Annotated in this window: 12 protein-coding genes, 1 tRNA gene and 1 riboswitch; of the genes, 6 read left to right on the plus strand and 7 right to left on the minus strand. The window is 74.2% G+C overall.

The genetic code is table 11. The annotated features are described in order from the left end of the window. Window positions 1-24: 24 nt before the first annotated feature. A complete protein-coding gene (locus AC3EVP_RS33460; protein WP_335979597.1) occupies window positions 25-630 on the minus strand; it encodes a hypothetical protein in 606 nt (201 codons plus the stop codon). Between the two features lie 48 nt (window positions 631-678). On the opposite strand from AC3EVP_RS33460, the gene AC3EVP_RS33465 reads away from it, so the two are divergent. Next, window positions 679-867 carry a DUF5703 family protein gene (locus AC3EVP_RS33465; RefSeq protein ID WP_335979596.1) on the plus strand — a complete coding sequence of 63 codons (189 nt, stop codon included), beginning with the start codon at window positions 679-681 and terminating at the stop codon, window positions 865-867. A gap of 224 nt (window positions 868-1,091) precedes the next feature. Here the strand turns inward: AC3EVP_RS33465 and AC3EVP_RS33470 are convergent, their stop codons facing one another. From AC3EVP_RS33470 to AC3EVP_RS33480, 3 genes are all read right to left on the minus strand, one after another. Beyond that, entirely contained in the window at window positions 1,092-1,709 is a 618-nt protein-coding gene (locus AC3EVP_RS33470; protein WP_435136611.1) for a chaplin, read from the minus strand. A gap of 210 nt (window positions 1,710-1,919) precedes the next feature. Further along, window positions 1,920-2,153 (minus strand): chaplin, encoded by a 234-nt coding sequence (locus AC3EVP_RS33475; protein ID WP_335979593.1) that lies wholly within the window; start codon window positions 2,151-2,153, stop codon window positions 1,920-1,922. Between the two features lie 175 nt (window positions 2,154-2,328). Then, window positions 2,329-3,666, minus strand: a complete 1,338-nt coding sequence (locus tag AC3EVP_RS33480; protein WP_435136614.1) for a M20/M25/M40 family metallo-hydrolase — start codon at window positions 3,664-3,666, stop codon at window positions 2,329-2,331. A gap of 243 nt (window positions 3,667-3,909) precedes the next feature. Between AC3EVP_RS33480 and AC3EVP_RS33485 the strand changes: the two genes are divergently transcribed. After that, window positions 3,910-3,994, plus strand: a tRNA-Leu gene (locus tag AC3EVP_RS33485). Between the two features lie 351 nt (window positions 3,995-4,345). Further along, the gene (locus AC3EVP_RS33490; RefSeq protein WP_335979589.1) at window positions 4,346-5,530 is read left to right on the plus strand and encodes a beta-ketoacyl-[acyl-carrier-protein] synthase family protein; all 1,185 of its coding nucleotides are present in this window, start codon (window positions 4,346-4,348) and stop codon (window positions 5,528-5,530) included. A gap of 53 nt (window positions 5,531-5,583) precedes the next feature. Here AC3EVP_RS33490 and AC3EVP_RS33495 read toward each other — a convergent pair whose 3' ends face one another. Continuing rightward, complete coding sequence (locus AC3EVP_RS33495; protein ID WP_335979587.1) at window positions 5,584-7,755, minus strand: SpoIIE family protein phosphatase; 2,172 nt, start codon at window positions 7,753-7,755, stop codon at window positions 5,584-5,586. Window positions 7,756-8,178: 423 nt separating this feature from the next. On the opposite strand from AC3EVP_RS33495, the gene AC3EVP_RS33500 reads away from it, so the two are divergent. Next, a complete protein-coding gene (locus AC3EVP_RS33500; protein WP_435136619.1) occupies window positions 8,179-8,931 on the plus strand; it encodes a phosphatase PAP2 family protein in 753 nt (250 codons plus the stop codon). Window positions 8,932-9,013: 82 nt separating this feature from the next. On the opposite strand, the gene AC3EVP_RS33505 is transcribed toward AC3EVP_RS33500, so the two are convergent. After that, the gene (locus AC3EVP_RS33505) at window positions 9,014-9,436 is read right to left on the minus strand and encodes an SH3 domain-containing protein (RefSeq protein WP_435136622.1); all 423 of its coding nucleotides are present in this window, start codon (window positions 9,434-9,436) and stop codon (window positions 9,014-9,016) included. 118 nt (window positions 9,437-9,554) lie between these two features. Beyond that, window positions 9,555-10,232, minus strand: coding sequence for a TetR family transcriptional regulator (locus AC3EVP_RS33510; protein WP_435136625.1), 678 nt, complete (start codon window positions 10,230-10,232; stop codon window positions 9,555-9,557). Between the two features lie 165 nt (window positions 10,233-10,397). On the opposite strand from AC3EVP_RS33510, the gene AC3EVP_RS33515 reads away from it, so the two are divergent. Together AC3EVP_RS33515 and metE are read left to right on the plus strand one after the other, a co-directional pair. After that, on the plus strand, window positions 10,398-11,891 hold the full coding sequence (locus AC3EVP_RS33515; RefSeq protein WP_435136628.1) for an MFS transporter: 1,494 nt from the start codon (window positions 10,398-10,400) through the stop codon (window positions 11,889-11,891). Between the two features lie 95 nt (window positions 11,892-11,986). Then, window positions 11,987-12,205: riboswitch (cobalamin riboswitch) on the plus strand. Window positions 12,206-12,380: 175 nt separating this feature from the next. Further along, complete coding sequence (gene metE, locus AC3EVP_RS33520) at window positions 12,381-14,699, plus strand: 5-methyltetrahydropteroyltriglutamate--homocysteine S-methyltransferase (protein ID WP_435136631.1); 2,319 nt, start codon at window positions 12,381-12,383, stop codon at window positions 14,697-14,699. The last annotated feature ends 12 nt before the right edge of the window (window positions 14,700-14,711 follow it).

The raw sequence follows: 14,711 nt of genomic DNA on the forward strand, positions 1-14,711 counted from the left end.
TCCCCCCCCCCCCCGCCCCCGGGTTCACTCGGACTCGACCGCGTCCGTCTCGTCCTCGAAGGCCAGGCTCATGTCGAAGCGGCACAGCGCGAGTTGCGGGTCGGCCTGGTCGAAGGGCGCGTCCAGCCACTCCCCCGGCTCGGTCGGCTCGGCCGCGCACACCCACAGCGTGGAGTCGCCCTCCTCCAGGCCGAACTCCTTGTGCCGCTGGGCGATCTCGTCGGGTTCGTACTCGCCGAAGACCGCCGCGACGGCCGCGGTGACCGACTCGCCGGCCTCCGCGTCGCCGTCGGCGGTGCGGCGGGCCTGGGCGAGCAGCCGCTCCGGCTCGACCACGGTGTAGTCGCGGCGGATCAGCACGCTGATCGACTCGGGGTCCTCGGGGCCGGTGTACTCCGGTGCGCCGTCACCCGCGGGCACCTCGAACGGGGTCACCTCGTCGTACGCGTCGTACAGCAGCTCGTCGTACGACTCGGCGGCCGAGGCCAGAGCTTCGAACGCCGCGTAGACGGACGGGTCGTCGTCCCCGGCACGGTTCTCGATGGCGTCGAGGTGGCGGTCGAGCGCGGCTTTGAGCGCTTCCGCCGCGGCACGGACCTCGGCGACGGTGGGCTGTACGTCATCAGACATGGAGCAGACGCTATCCGCAGAGGGGCGTTGCCCGCACAATAGATTGCGATGCCGGAATACGAATTCAGAGAGATGTACGTGCCGCGGGGTACCTCGCGCAAGGAAGCGGCACGTCTGCTGACCGACGAGGCCGAGTACAGGCACTGGGAACTGGACCGGGTGCGGCTCTACCCGGACGGGAGCCGCCGGGTGCGGCTGCGGCGCCGGATCATCCGCCAGATGCGGGCCACCTGGTGATCCACCAGGGGATATCCGCGCTCTGCCGGGAGGGCGCGGCCGGGGCCGGGTGAAGTGCCGCCGGTCGTTGCGCGGGGTGGTCCGCCCGCGCGGCCGGGGCGCCCGGCGGGGCCGGGTATGACCAGGGCATGTGACCAAGACCACGTGGAGTGGAGCGGCTCATCGATACCCGCGGGCCGGATCGGTGGATCGCCGGGGCCCGCGGGTCCGCCTGCCGTCGGCGGTCAGCGCCGTGCGGCGCGCCCGCGGCGGTAGAGCAGGGCGCCGCCGAGCAGCAGCGCGCCCGCGGCACCCGCGATCATCCCCATGTCGTCCGCGCCGGTGTGGGCGAGGGTGGGGGTGGTGGCGCCGGTCGGGGTGATCGTCTGCGCGGCCGGTACGGCGTCGTCGGTGGTGGTGCCGGTGTGGCCGGAGCCGCCCGAGCCGTTGGTGGTGCCGGGGTTGCCGGGGGTGGTCGGCGTACCGGGAGTCGTCGGCGTGCCCGGGGTGCCGGGGGTGGTCGGCGTACCGGGGGTCGTCGGCGTGCCGGGGGTGCCCGGGGCGCCGGGGTTGCCGGGCGTGCCCGGGCTGCTGGGTGTGCCGGGCGTCGTCGTACCGCTGCTGCTGTTGCCGCAGCTGTTGCCGAACGCCGGGTTCAGCAGCGCGAGCACGTCGACGGTGTTGCCGCAGAGGTTCACCGGCACGTGGACCGGCACCTGGACGGTGTTGCCCGACACCACGCCGGGCGAGCCGGTTGCCGCGGCGCCCGCACCGGCGTCCGCGACGGCGAGCCCACCGGTCGCGGCGAGCACACCGCCCGTGGCGACCGCGGTGAGCAGGCCCTTCGTCATGACCTGACGCATGGGTTCGTTTCCCTACCTTCGATTCGACTCTTGACCGGAGCGGGCAGGGGGAACATCCATGCCCCGCACCTCCCCGAAAATGGCGAGCGGCCCCGGAGCGCCGCGAGGGCGTCCGGGGCCGGCCTCACCGCGCCCTCGGGCGCGGAAGGGTTCCCGAGCCGCGGCCTGAGGCGGCCGCGGAAGGTACCAGTGCTGGTGGCCAGGCGGTGCCTAGCTGTTGACGCAGGTGTTCCCGAAGGCGGGGTTGAGCAGCCCGACCACGTTGATCGTGTTGCCGCAGGCATTCACCGGCACGTGCACCGGGATCTGCACGACGTTGCCCGACAGCACGCCCGGGGACTGCACGGCGGCACCCTGGGCGCCGGCGTCCGCGAAAGCCAGGCCCGCGCCCGCGAGCACCAGACCGCCGGTGGCGGCCGCAGTGGCCACGACCTTCTTGATCATTACTTCCTCCTGAATGGGGCCGGTGTGGTCCCCTCAGCAGCGGACCACACCCGGCGTAACGACACGGAGGAAGCAGGGCAACGAAGAGAGTCGATCATTCACCCGTACCGGCGACCCGGGCCGCCGGTACGGGTACAGGAAAGCGAACGGCGTGCTCGGTGGACGCCGGCCGCGGTCAGCAGTTGTCGAGGAACCGGTCCAGCACCCGGACCCCGAACTTCAGGCCCTCGGTGGGCACCCGCTCGTCCACGCCGTGGAACATCCCGGCGAAGTCCAGCTCGGGCGGCAGTTGCAGCGGGGCGAAGCCGAAGCAGCGGATGCCCAGGTCGGAGAAGGACTTGGCGTCGGTGCCGCCGGAGAGCATGTAGGGCACGGTGCGGGAGATCGGGTCCTCGGCCTTGAGCGCGGTGCGCATCGCGTCGACCAGCGCGCCGTCGAAGTCGGTCTCCAGCGCCTTGTCGGAGTGCAGCGACTCGCGCTTCACCCGGGGGCCGAGCACCCGGTCGAGGTCGGCGAGGAACTCCTCCTCGTATCCGGGCAGGAAGCGCCCGTCGACATGGGCGGTGGCCTGGCCGGGGATGACGTTGACCTTGTAGCCGGCGCCGAGCATGGTCGGGGCGGCGGTGTTGCGCAGGGTGGTGCCGATCATGCGGGCGACGCCGCCGAGCCGGACGAGCGTCTCCTCCATGTCCTCCGGGTCCAGCTCGATCCCGAAGGCGTCGGACAGCTCGTCGAGGAAGCCGCGCACCGACTTCGTCAGCCGCACCGGGAACTGGTGCCGCCCGAGCCGGCCGACCGCCTCGCACAGCTCGGTGATCGCGTTGTCGTTGTTGGTCATCGAGCCGTGGCCGGCGGTGCCGTCCACGGTCAGCCGCATCCAGTGCATGCCCTTCTCGGCGGTCTCCACCAGGTACAGCCGCAGGTCCTCGTTGACGGTGAACGAGAAGCCGCCGACCTCGCCGATCGCCTCGTCGACGCCCTCGAACAGGCCCGGGTGGTTGTCGACCAGGTACCGGGCGCCGTAGGTGCCGCCGGCCTCCTCGTCGGCGAGGAAGGCCAGCACGACGTCCCGCGGCGGCTTGCGGCCGCTGCGCACCCGGTCGCGGATGACGGCGAGCGTCATCGCGTCCATGTCCTTCATGTCGACCGCGCCGCGGCCCCACACGCAGCCGTCGGCCACCTCGCCGGCGAAGGGGTGCCGGGTCCAGTCGTCGGCGTTCGCCGGGACCACGTCGGTGTGGCCGTGGATGAGCAGTCCGGGCCGGCTGCGGTCCTCGCCCTCGATCCGCACCACCGTGGACGCCCGGCCCGGGTGGGACTCGAAGATCTCCGGTTCCAGGCCCACTTCGGCGAGCTTCTCCGCCACGTACTCGGCGGCGGCGCGCTCCCCCGGGCCGGAGTGGTCGCCGTAGTTGCTCGTGTCGATCCGGATCAGCTCGGCGCACAGGTCGACGACCTCGTCCTCGCCCGCGACCCTCCCGTTCTCCGCCCTTGCGGGCCCCGACTCACTCACGCTGTCTCCTCGCTCGTTCCCCGCCGCCGCGACCGCGACCGGTGCCTGTTCCCATCCTCCCTCGCCGCCTGTCGTCTTCCCACCCCCGGCCCACCCCCCGGACCGGCCCCGCCGGGCCCCGCCCGGGCCGCTCCCCCGCTCCCGGCGCCCGGCGGCACCCGCCGGCGGAGGTGCTTTCACGGTCTGGATCTTTGCTATGGTTTACCTCGTCGCCCCGGCCACGTCGCCGCGGTGACACACCCGGTCCGGGTGGCGGAATGGCAGACGCGCTAGCTTGAGGTGCTAGTGCCCTTTATCGGGCGTGGGGGTTCAAGTCCCCCCTCGGACACTCACAGTCATCACGGCATCGTCCGGGTCGAAATCCTTCGGCCCGGACTTTTTGCTGTCCGCCCGCCCGCAGGCCACCGCCCGGGCCCCCGGCAGGGTCAACGAGCCCCGCGCACGGCGCCGTTGCGCGTCGGCATCCCCAAACCCCCCGGTGGGCCGCGCACTTGTTCCAGCCGCGGTGCGTCGAGTGGCATCGGCCACAGATTCGCTCGAATCATGTCCAATTCGCCCTAACTTAGGTTATAAATTCCGAAGTGGTCAGCTGCTGTCCGCAATTGATCATCAGCGTGCGAAGTGACGTGTTTCATATACTTCGCAGCGATCCCTGGTACTGCGTCGAAAGGTGTGTCCCGTGGCCGCTTACCTCTCTCCCCCGGCGGTGATCCATGGCGAGCACGCCGTGACGACCGGCCAGATCCTGGCGGAGGTCCGGGCGCGGCACCCGCAGGCGCCGTGGCTGTCGCGGATCGAGGGCATCGCGGGCTCCACCGGGATCGACACCCGCGGCTGGATGCTGCCGCTGGAGGCGGCCGTCGCGCCCGGCGCCGGCAGCGGCCTGCGCACCCCGGACCCCGACCTGGCCCGCGAGGCGCTGGCCCGCGACGGGTTCGGCGAGGAAGAGGTGAAGCGGGCGATCGCCGCCCTGGAGGCGGTGCCGGCGCCGCAGACCGTGCAGGAGCGCACCGCCCCCGCGTGGGAGGCCGTGCAGGCGTACGGCGAGCGCGCGGCCCGCGGCGCCCTCCAGATCGCCGGGCTGGACGCCTCCGACGTCGACTGCCTGATCACCAGCAACTCCACCACCCCCGCGCTGCCCGGCCTGGACGTCTCACTCGCCAACCAGCTGCCGCTGCGCCCCGACGCGCTGCTGCTGCCGGCCGCGCAGTGGGCGTGCATCGCCGGCACCCGCTCCCTCGCGCTGGCCGCCGACCTGGTGGCCGCCGACCCCGACCGGGTGGTGCTGGTCGTCATATCCGAGGCGCTGAGCACCACCTACCAGCCCGCCGACGACACCCTCGAATCCCTCATCGTGCGGCTGCTGTTCGCCGACACCGCGGTGGCCGCGGTGGTCACCGGGCGCCGCCGCCCGGAGTCGGTGCTGCGGCTGGACGCGTCCTGGCACCACACCCTGCCCGGCACCCAGGCCCTGCACCGGCTGGAGACCCGCACCGACGGCACGCACTTCGTGATGGACCGGCACGGCCCGCGCGCGGTGCAGAAGACCGTCGGCGCGATGTGGGAGTGGCTGCGCCGCCGCCACGCCGGCGACGACTCCCCCTGGCACCCCGACCTGCTGCTCGCGCACCCCGGCGGCACCCGCGTGCTGGAGTACATGGAGCAGACCATGCCCGAGGGCTGGCCGACCGACGTTCTCAGCCACAGCCGGGACAGCTACCGCACCGGCAACCGCGGCGGCGCCGCCGTCTTCGACATCCTGCGGCGCGCCCATGACGCCGGGCAGCGGCCCGGCAGCCGCACCGTGCTGTACGCGGCGGCGCCCGGGCTGACGGCCACCGCCGTGGAAGCCGAGTGGCTCTGACCGCCTGACCGGCCCGGCCTTGCCCGGCCGGGCCGCCCCGGCAACCGCCGCGGCTACCAGGCGAGTTCGGCCCACACCACCTTGCCGGTCTCCGTCCAGCGCACCCCCCAGTGCGTGGTGACCTTGTGGACGACGTACAGGCCGCGGCCGCTGTCGTCCAGCAGCCCGGTCCGGCCCTTCCGGGGCCGCCCGTTGCCGGTGTCGCCCACCTCGCACAGCAGCCCACTGACGTCCTTGATCAGCCGTACGGTGATGGGCCCGGTGGCGAAGCGGCCGGCGTTCGTCACCAGCTCGCTGATCAGCAGCAGCGCGTTGTCCCGCGTCTCGTCCCTGGCCTGCCACTGCCGCAGCCGGGTCGCCGCCAGGGCGCGGGCCTGCCCTGCGGCGTCGGCGCGGGCGGGCAGCCGCCAGGTGGCCACGTCGCGCTTGCGGCGGCCGGTCATCCGGGCCAGCAGCAGCGTCATGTCGTCGCGCAGGTGGCTGCGCGCGGTGAGGGTGGTCACCAGCCGCCGCGCGGCCTGCTGGAGGTCGTCCCAGGGGTGCACCCGGCCGACGAGTTCCGCGAGCCGGGCGATGCCCTCGTCTATCGGCACCGCCGGGTCCTCCACCAGGCCGTCGGTGTACAGGGCGAGCAGCGACCCGGGCGGCGCGGCGAAGGTGTGCGTGTCGAACGGCTCGCGCAGCGCGAACTCGGTGCCGAGCCCCGGGTGCGGGGGCGCCGACAGCACCTCGGCGGTGCCGTCGGGCAGCACCAGCACCGGCGGCAGGTGGCCCGCGCTGGACATCACCACCTGGTGGCCGACCGGGTCGTACACCGCGATGCAGCAGGTCGAGCCGAGGGCGCTGTATCCGGCGGCCAGCCCCGCCTCCGCGTCGTCCAGCAGCGTCACGGTCTCGTCCAGGTGCTCCAGCACCTCGTCGGGGGCCAGACCCGCCGACAGCAGCGCGCGGGCCTCCATGCTGAGCTGGCCCATGGCCGCGGCGGCCCCCAGGCCGTGGCCGACCACGTCGCCGACGACCAGCGCGGTGCGCCCGCCCGGCAGCGGGAAGCTGTTCACCCAGTCCCCGCCGACGCCGGCGCTGTCGGGGGTGGTCGGCTGGTAGACGCTGGCGACGTCGATGGTGTCACTGCCGGCCCGCGGCAGCAGCCGCCGTTGGAGCGCGAGCACCTGGGCGTGCTCGCGTTGGTGCTGGCGGGCCAGGTCCACGTGGTGGGCGGTGCGCGCGGTCAGTTCCTGGAGGTCGAGCAGCTCGCTGTCGCGGAAGGGGCGGTCCGGGCGGCGCCAGATCTCCGCCACGCCCAGCACGATCGGCGCGGCGCCGTCCCGCCCCTCGACGACCAGCGGTATGCACGCCAGGCTGACCGGCCGGTCGCCCGGCACCAGGGCCCGGATCAGCAGCGGGTCGCCGCCCAGGGCCCGCTCGATCGACGCCCGGTCGGGGATGACGATGGGGCGGGTGACGCCGTCGCGCTTGACGGCCTCGGCCAGCAGGCGGTTCGCCTCGCCGGGGAGGTTGTCGCCGGGCGTGAGGTAGCCCTCCGGCCAGGCCCGGTCCGGCACCAGGGCCGCGCGGCGCAGCCGGACCCGCCCGGCCGGCTGCTCGGTGACGGCCTCGCCGGTCCACACCGCGTAGTCCAGGTCGATCGCGGCGACGTCGGCCCAGGCCAGCAGGGACTGGGCCAGGGACTGCGCGGTGTCGCCGATGTCCAGGGAGGTGCCGATGGCGGTCTCGGCGGCGTACAGGTGCAGCCGCTTGGCCATCGCGATCAGGGAGACGGTCAGGCCCTCCTGGGGCGGCGCGGCGGGCAGGATGCTCATCGAGACGACCAGCTCGGTGCCGTCGTCCCGCAGCAGCCGCTGGACCCGGGCGACGTGCGGCTCCTTCGTCTCGGCGACCTGCCGCAGCCGGCGGGTGACGGTCGGGATGTCCCCGGGCGGCAGCAGGTCGGCGAAGGGCCGGCCCGCGGCGACGCTCAGCCCCGCGAACGCGGGCGCCTCCAGGTTGCGGCGGGTGATGTTCAGCTCGCGGTCGAGGTCGACGGAGCCGAGGATCTGCTCCTGGCTCTCGGGGTGGTGTCCGGTGCCGCCGCCCGGCACGGCGGCCTCCTGCGCCCGGGCAGCGCCGGCCGCCGGCCCGGTGCCGCCGTGCGGGCCGTAGTTTCCCAGCGCGCGACTGACCTGGTCGGACGGCAACGAAGACGAGGGGGATGGTGTCGAGTCCATACGCTCTCTCAGCTCGCTGGCCGGCCCCGGTGCGTGGCCGGAGGCATGCCCGGTTTCTGCGTGCGAAGAAGCCCCGAGATCCCCTACCGCACACCCATTGAATAACACTCGACGCCGCCGCGCTCGCACGGTCGGCCACGCCTCGAACACACCCGGGCACCCTGCGTTCCCCGGCCCCGTGAATCCCCCGCCACTGCGCTCTGCCGCGGGCCCGAATTCCCGCGGTGCCCTGACCCGGGCGGGCGGAACAGGGGCGGGACGAGGCACGCGCGGGGGTACGGCTGGGCGGCGGGTTGGGGGGGCACGCCGGTGGGGGCGGCGTCGACCCGGGCGGGGTCTACGTCTACAGTGCTGTAGTCATTCGGGTTTCACGCACGTGCGGCCCGGGGCGGCAACGGACCAAGGATGCGGGGCCGAGGCAGGATGTCCTCAGCGTTCACCACGCGCGCCTTCGCCCACCGACGGCTGCGGACGCTCGCGCCGCACGGCGGCGGGGCCCTCGCGGCGGCCGGGGCGTTCACGCTGTGCGCGGCGCTCTTCACGCTCCTGGTGTGGGCGCTCGGCGCGCGCGGCGGCGCACCGCTCGGGCCGGACCGCGCCGTGCACCAGTGGGCCGTCGCCCACCGCTCCGCGGACGTGGTCGCCGCCTCGCGCCTGCTGGACACGACAGGGGCCGGCCCGCTGCCCTACGTCGCGGCGGCGCTGGCCGGGTGGACCGGGTGCGCGCAGCGGACGGCGTCGCGGCGGGAGGTGTCGGCGGCGCTGTGCGGGGTGGCGATCCTGCTGACCGGGCAGGCGCTGCGGCTGGCGGTCGTCTTCGCCCTGGACCGGCCGCGCCCGCCGGTGGCGGACTGGGCGGTGCTCGGCACCGACTGGGCGTTCCCGTCCGGCCACGCCACCACGGCCGCGCTGACCGCGGGGCTGCTGGCCTGGGCGGCGCTGCGCAGTGACGCGCCGCGCGGCGCCGTACGGCTGGACGTGCTGAGCTGCGGCTGCTGGGTGGCGGCGATCAGCGCCACCCGGATCTACCTGGGGGTGCAGTGGCCCACCGACGAGCTGGGCGGCTGGCTGCTCGGTGCGGCGTGGCTGGCCCTGACTCTGCCACTGCTGTCGGCGCTCGCCGGCCGTCCGGCGGCGGCGCGGACCGCTCCGCCCCCGGGCGGGATGCGGCACTGACCGGAGGCGGCGGGAGGGCGGCGCCCCGGAGCCGCTTGCGGGACCTGCCGCGGCTCCGGGATGCCCGCGTGCTTCGGGGCCGTCAGCCCTTGGCGCCCTTGGGCACCGCGTTCATCACGTCGCTGCCGCTGCGCAGCACGTCCTTGCAGTAGGAGACGTAGCCGGTGTTGTCGACGTACTTCGCCGAGACCCAGTTGGAGTTGTCCCGCAGCAGGTACCAGATGTCGTTGCCCTCGATGTTCTGGGCGCGGACCTTGCAGCGCAGGCCGACCTGCTGGCGGTAGGCGAGCGAGCCCTTCACGGAGGAGTCCGTGCTGGGGAACTGGCGCTGGACGACGCCGTTGCCGGCGACGACCGTGCCGTAGGGCTGGGCCGGGGCGGCCGGGGCCGCCTGGGCGGCGGTGGCGCCCAGCAGGGTGGTGCCGAGCGCCGCGGCGGCGGCCAGCGCGCCCGCGGCGGTGACGATGCGGCCTCGGAGGGTAGGAAGAGCAGCGGATGTCGCCAAGGGACTTCTCCTGTTCCTGGGGTGCGGTGAGACGCATGGGGCACCGCAGAAGCTACGCCGCACGCTCCGGGGACAAGGTGGGGAAATCGCCGCGTTCAGCCGAACGTGCGAGCCGCGCTCACCCGTCTGCGGACCCGTCCCCGGCCACCCGGCCGACCGGTCCGGGGTCGGTGCCAGGTCCGGTGCCGCCGCCGGGGCCGCCGCCAGGTACGGGCCCGGCCAGCCAGGGATCGGCGTCGAGCACGTGGTGGAACAGCGCGCGGGCCTCGTCCGCGGACAGATCGTGGTTGCCGCGCACCGCCTCGTCGAGCCAGACCCGGAAGGCGGCGACCGCGCGCGCCACCAGCAGGCGGGTGTGCAGGCCGGGCTCCGCGGCGCCGCCGTGCCGGTTGCGCACCTGCCGGGCGAACCGCTGCTCCTGCTGCGGCAGATGCCAGAACGCGTCGAACCGCCGGTCGGCGGAGCTGGTGATGATCCGCCGGTACAGGCCGAGTTGCCGCCGGTGGGCCAGCGCGTAGTCCGCGAGGTCCAGCATCGCCGAGCGGACCGCCTCGCGTTCGCCGGACCCGGCGGGTGTGGCGGCGAGCGACTGGTCGAGCCGCGCCGTCATCTCCTGGAGCGGCACGTTCAGCAGCTCCTCCTTGGAGGCGAAGTAGCGGAAGAAGGTGCGCCGCCCGATGTCGGCGGCCTCGCAGATGGCGGCCACGGTCACGTCGTCGTATCCGTGCTCGCCGAAGAGCCGGAAGGCGACCTCGATCGTCGCCGCGCGGTTGTCCGCGCGCTTGCGTTCGCGCATCCCGTCGATGTGCGCCTCCTCGGTGTACGGCCGTACGTCAACGATCCGATTGAATCCTATGCACGTTCGTGGCACCGTATGCCACATGGCACCGTGTGCCACAAATTCCGCGCGGGCCGCCGGACGGCCGCGCAGGCCAGGGCACGTCCAGAGCGAGGAGCAACCGTGGTGAAGAACTCGGAGCACGCCCCCGAGGCGTCGGAGGCGGCCGCCGACGGCGACGGCCGGGCCGGCTCGCGGCCCGGCTGGCAACCGGCCGAGATCGCCGCGCTCGCGGTGGTCTCGCTCGCCGGGCTGCTCGCCTCGCTCACCCAGTCGCTGCTGATCCCGGTGCTGCCGAAGATCACCACCGACCTGCACAGCACCACCGGCGACGTGCAGTGGCTGCTGACGTCCACGCTGCTGGTCGCGTCCGTCGCGGTGCCGGTGGCCGGCCGGCTCGGCGACCTGTACGGCAAGAAGGTCACGCTGATCGCGGCGGCGGCCGCGCTCTGCGTGGGCTCGCTGGTCTCCGCGCTGAGCGACGGCCTGGTGCCGATGATCGTCGGCCGCGCGATCGTGGGCGTCTCGATGGCCGTGATCCCGCTGGGCATCAGCCTGTTGAGCTCGATCCTGCCGCGCGAGCGGGCGTCGGCGGGGATCGCCCTGGTCAGCGCGATGCTCGGGATCGGCGGCGCGCTCGGGGTGCCGATGGCCGCGTGGATCGGCGAGCACGCCGACTACCACCTGCTCTTCTGGATCTGCGCGGCCGGCGGCGCGCTGTCGGTGCTCGGCACCTGGCTGCTGCTCAGCGAGCCGCCCGGGCGCTCCACCGGCCGGCTCGACCTGCCGGGCACCGTGGTGCTCGCCGGCGGCCTGGTCTGCCTGCTGCTGCCGCTGAGCCAGGCGTCCAGTTGGGGCTGGTCGTCGCCGACCACGATCGGCCTGCTGGTCGCCGCGGCGGTGCTGCTGGCCGGGTTCGTGGTCTGGGAACGCCGCGCGGCCTCGCCGCTGGTCGACGTCCGGGTCAACGCCGCGCCCGCGCTGCTGCTGACGAACGTCGCGTCCGTCTGCGTCGGCTTCGCGCTGTTCGCCACACTCATCGGCACCGCCTCCTACGTGGAGGCGCCGCGGGTGACCGGCTACGGCTTCGGCTCGTCCGTGGTGGTGGGCGGCCTGTGCCTGCTGCCCAGCGGCGTGGCGATGCTCATCCTGTCGCCGGCCTCGGCGGCGATCACCAACGCGGTCGGGCCGAAGATCACCCTGGCCATCGGCGCGACCATCGTGGCGGCCGGCTTCGTGGTGCGGATCGCGCTCACCGGCCACCTGTGGGAGATCATCCTCGGCACCAGCATCGCCGGGGCCGGCACCGGTATCGCGTACGCGGCCATGCCCGCGCTGATCAACCTCGCCGCGCCGCGCTCGGCCCTCGCGGCCGCCAACGGCCTCAACTCGCTCTTCCGCTCCGTCGGCAGCTCGCTGGCCAGCGCGGTCGGCGGCACCCTGTTCGCCTCGCAGGTGATCGTGCTGGGCGGCCAGGCCATACCCTCCCTGCACGCCTACCGGCTGCTCTTCGGGATCTGCGCGGGCGCGGCCCTGCTCGGCGCCCTGATCGCGCTGACGGTGCCCACCTCGCCGCAGGAGGAGGAAGCCGCGCAGGCGGAACCGGTACCGGCCTGACGTTCCCCGCCTGATGCTCCCCCGGCCGGGTGGAACACCCCGGCCGGGAGCGCCGGGACGGGAAAAGGGGCGGCCCGGCGGCACCCGCGCGATCTATGCTGGCGGGTGCAGCTGGTTCGCCCCTGCCCGCCAGGCAGGCGCGTCGCAAGAGGGAACCCGGTGGGAATCCGGGACTGCCCCGCAGCGGTGAGTGGGAACGACCGCCGTCAGACGCACTGGGTCCGCCTCGGACCTGGGAAGCGACGGCCAGTAGGTGTCTGCCCCCGGCAGGCGTGCCCGCGAGTCCGAAGACCTGCCCGTTGCCCGTACGCGACCGTTCGCGTGCGGAAGTCCCGGTGACCTCGTGGGCGGGTCGGCGTACATGGGCAGGCAGGTGGACGAGCGCGCGCCGTCGTCGGTGCGCCGGGTCCGTACCGGTCCGGTGTGCCGCCTTCGCACCCTCGTCCCGTCGCCGGGATGCCAGGGAGACATCTCGCGAAGGAGAGTTCCGTGTCAGCGAAGTCCGCAGCCGCGGCAGCACGGGCCACCGTGTACGGCTACCCCCGCCAGGGACAGCACCGGGAACTGAAGAAGGCCGTCGAGGGCTACTGGAAGGGCCAAGTCGGCGCCGACGCCCTCCGGCAGACCGCCGCCGGCCTGCGCCGCGCCAACTGGCGGCAGCTCGCCGGGGCCGGCCTCCACGAACTGCCCACCGGCGACTTCTCGTACTACGACCACGTGCTCGACACCAGCGTCATGGTCGGCGCCGTGCCCGAGCGGCACCGCGCGGCCGTCGCCGCCGACCGGCTCGACGGCTACTTCGCGATGGCCCGCGGCACCCAGGACACGGCGCCGCTGGAGATGACGAAGTGGTTCGACACCAACTACCACTACCTGGTGCCCGAGTTGGGTCCGGACACCGTCTTCCGCGCGGACTCCTCCCAGCAGGTCGGCGAGCTGCGCGAGGCCCTCGCGCTCGGGTACGACGCGCGGCCGGTGCTCGTCGGCCCCGTGACCTACCTGCTGCTCGCCAAGGCCGCGCCCGGCGCGCCGGCCGGGTTCGAGCCGCTGTCCCTGCTGGACCGGCTGCTGCCGGTGTACGCGGAGGTGCTCGCCGACCTGCGGGCCGCCGGCGCGGCGTGGGCGCAACTCGACGAGCCCGCCCTCGTGCAGGACCGCACGCCGGCCGAACTGGCCGCGGCCGAGCGCGCGTACCGGTCGCTGGGCGGCGCCGCCGACCGGCCGAAGCTGCTCGTCGCGTCCTACTTCGACCGGCTCGGCGAGGCGCTGCCGGTGCTGGCCGCGGCCCCCGTCGAGGGCCTGGCGCTGGACTTCACCGGCCCGGCCGCCGCCAACCTCGACCACCTCGCCGCCGTCGGCGGGCTGCCCGGCAAGCGCCTGGTCGCCGGTGTCGTCGACGGCCGCAACATCTGGATCAACGACCTCCAGCGGTCGCTGTCCACGCTCGGCACCCTCCTCGGCCTCGCCGACCGCGTCGACGTCGCCGCCTCCTGCTCGCTGCTGCACGTGCCGCTGGACACCGCGCTCGAACGGGACATCGACCCGCAGGTGCGGCGCTGGCTGGCCTTCGCGCGGCAGAAGGCCACCGAGGTCGCCACGCTCGCCAGGGGCCTGGCCGAGGGCACCGGCAGCATCGCGGGCGAACTCGCCGCCTGCCGCGCCGCCCTCGCCTCCCGCGCGGCCTCCCCGATCACCCGCGACCCCGCCGTACGCGCCCGGGCCGCGGCGGTCACCGACGCCGACGCCCACCGCGCCCAGCCGTACCCGGAGCGGGCCGCCGCCCAGCGGGCCCGCCTCGGGCTGCCGCTGCTGCCGACCACCACCATCGGCTCCTTCCCGCAGACCGCCGAGCTGCGTACCGCCCGCGCCGACCTGCGCGCCGGGCGGATCGACCCGGCCGGCTACGAGGAGCGGATCAGGGCCGAGATCGGCGAGGTGATCTCCTTCCAGGAGCGGACGGGCCTGGACGTGCTGGTGCACGGCGAGCCCGAGCGCAACGACATGGTCCAGTACTTTGCCGAGCAGCTCACCGGCTACCTCGCCACGCGGCACGGCTGGGTCCAGTCCTACGGCACCCGGTACGTGCGCCCGCCGATCCTGGCCGGGGACATCTCCCGGCCCGGGCCGATGACCGTGCGCTGGACCTCCTACGCGCAGTCGCTGACCTCGCGGCCGGTCAAGGGCATGCTCACCGGCCCGGTCACCATGCTCGCCTGGTCCTTCGTCCGCGACGACCAGCCGCCCGGCGACACCGCCCGGCAGGTCGCCCTCGCCCTGCGCGACGAGGTGGCCGACCTGGAGGGGGCCGGGACGGCGGTGATCCAGGTCGACGAGCCGGCGCTGCGCGAGACGCTGCCGCTGCGCGCGGCCGACCGCCCCGCCTACCTGGCCTGGGCGACCACGGCCTTCCGGCTCACCACCGCGGCGGCCGGCCCGTCCACCCAGATCCACACCCACATGTGCTACGCCGAGTTCGGGGACATCGTGCAGGCCATCGAGGACCTCGACGCCGACGTCATCAGCCTGGAGGCCGCCCGCTCCCACATGCAGGTCGCCACCGAACTCGCCGGCCGCGGCTACCCGCGGGAGGCGGGTCCGGGCGTCTACGACATCCACTCGCCGCGCGTACCGGACGCGCAGGAGGCGGCGGCCCTGCTGCGCAAGGGACTTGAGGCCATCCCGGCCGAGCGGCTGTGGGTCAACCCGGACTGCGGCCTGAAGACCCGCGGCTGGCCCGAGACCCGGGCGTCCCTGGCCCACCTGGTGGCGGCCGCCCGCACGGTCCGGGCGGAGCTGGCCGCGAACTGACCTGGCCCGGCC

Source organism: Actinacidiphila sp. bgisy144 (assembly GCF_057708105.1).

Excerpts from the sequence above, each read along its gene's own strand:
- AC3EVP_RS33460 (WP_335979597.1), bottom strand. The coding sequence starts at position 630 with ATGTCTGATGACGTACAGCCCACCGTCGCCGAGGTCCGTGCCGCGGCG.
- AC3EVP_RS33465 (WP_335979596.1), top strand. The coding sequence starts at position 679 with ATGCCGGAATACGAATTCAGAGAGATGTACGTGCCGCGGGGTACCTCG.
- AC3EVP_RS33470 (WP_435136611.1), bottom strand. The coding sequence starts at position 1,709 with ATGCGTCAGGTCATGACGAAGGGCCTGCTCACCGCGGTCGCCACGGGC.
- AC3EVP_RS33475 (WP_335979593.1), bottom strand. The coding sequence starts at position 2,153 with ATGATCAAGAAGGTCGTGGCCACTGCGGCCGCCACCGGCGGTCTGGTG.
- AC3EVP_RS33495 (WP_335979587.1), bottom strand. The coding sequence starts at position 7,755 with ATGGACTCGACACCATCCCCCTCGTCTTCGTTGCCGTCCGACCAGGTC.
- AC3EVP_RS33500 (WP_435136619.1), top strand. The coding sequence starts at position 8,179 with ATGTCCTCAGCGTTCACCACGCGCGCCTTCGCCCACCGACGGCTGCGG.
- AC3EVP_RS33510 (WP_435136625.1), bottom strand. The coding sequence starts at position 10,232 with ATGCGCGAACGCAAGCGCGCGGACAACCGCGCGGCGACGATCGAGGTC.